Origin of the sequence: Burkholderia sp. BCC1985 (genome assembly GCF_905339915.1) — a bacterium.
Taxonomy (GTDB): domain Bacteria; phylum Pseudomonadota; class Gammaproteobacteria; order Burkholderiales; family Burkholderiaceae; genus Burkholderia.
The window spans coordinates 1-1411 of the sequence record NZ_CAJPGY010000107.1 but is presented as its reverse complement, the minus strand read 5'-3'; the positions used below and the strand labels follow the sequence as shown (position 1 = coordinate 1411).

General features: G+C 68.9%; 2 protein-coding genes. Both read left to right on the top strand.

The features are described from left to right. The coding region (locus tag U4Z31_RS36835) for a circularly permuted type 2 ATP-grasp protein (RefSeq protein ID WP_321812979.1) at positions 1-819 on the top strand (819 nt) is incomplete at its 5' end. Between the two features lie 64 nt (positions 820-883). Continuing rightward, positions 884-1411: alpha-E domain-containing protein (locus tag U4Z31_RS36830; RefSeq protein WP_185722970.1), on the top strand; the 528-nt coding region annotated here is incomplete at its 3' end.

Sequence of the window (1411 nt, the reverse complement as noted above, 5' to 3'; positions counted from 1 at the left end):
CAGTCGCTCGCGGCGGTGTGCCCGCCGGGCGGCAACGCCGACAACCCGACCATCGCCGTGCTCACGCCCGGCATCCACAATTCCGCGTACTACGAACATTCGTTCCTCGCCGACCAGATGGGCGTGCACCTCGTCGAGGGCAGCGACCTGCAGGTGGTCGACGGCCGCGTCGCGATGCGCACCACCGAAGGCTTCCGGCCGATCGACGTGCTGTACCGCCGGGTCGACGACGCGTTCCTCGATCCGCTGACGTTCCGCCCCGATTCGGTGCTCGGCGTGGCCGGGATCATGGACGTCTACCGCGCCGGCAACATCACGATCGCGAACGCGCCGGGCACCGGCATCGCCGACGACAAGGCGATCTACTCGTACATGCCGGAGATCGTCGAGTTCTACACGGGCCGCAAGGCGCTGCTGGAGAACGTGCCGACCTGGCGCTGCGGCGAGGCCGACAGCCTGAAATACGTGCTCGAGCATCTCGACGAACTGGTCGTGAAGGAAGTGCACGGCTCGGGCGGCTACGGGATGCTGGTCGGGCCGTGCGCATCGAAGGCCGAGATCGAGGCGTTCGCCGCGAAGCTGCGCGCGCGTCCGGCGAACTACATCGCGCAACCCACGCTGGCGTTGTCCACGACGCCGATCCTGACCGAAGCCGGCCTCGCGCCGCGCCACGTCGACCTGCGGCCGTTCGTGCTGGTGTCGGACCGGATCCGCATCACGCCGGGCGGGCTCACGCGCGTCGCGCTGCAGGAAGGCTCGCTGGTCGTCAACTCGAGCCAGGGCGGCGGCACCAAGGACACCTGGGTGCTGGCCGACTGAGCCGGGCACGACCGCGCGCGCCGCAGCCGGCGCGCGAACCGAACGAAGACGGAGTGGACACGAGATGCTTCTGGGACGAACTGCGAGCGGTCTTTACTGGATGTACCGCTATATCGAGCGCGCGGAGAACATCGCGCGCATCGTCGATGCCGGGCTGCGGATGGCGCTCACGCGCACGTCCGACGCGCCGGCCGAATGGTCGTCGGTGCTGGTCAGCTCGGGCGCGGACGACGGCTATCGTCAGAAGTACGACGCGTATGCCGCCGATACCGTGACCGACTATCTGCTGCGCGACCGCGACAATCCGTCGAGCGTATTGTCGTGCATCGAGGCCGCGCGCTCGAACGCGCGGATGGTGCGCACGGCGCTCACGCGCGAGGCGTGGGAGAGCGTGAACGGCGCCTGGCTCGCGCTGCGCCAGGCGCTCGCGCAGCCGGTGCCGGAGAGCGGGCTGCCGGCGGTGCTCGACGAAGTGAAGCGCGAAACCGCGCTGATCCTCGGCAGCTTCTACAGCACGATGCTGCGCAACGAGATCTTCGATTTCGCGCAGATCGGCGCGTTCGTCGAGCGGGCCGACAACACCGCGCGGATC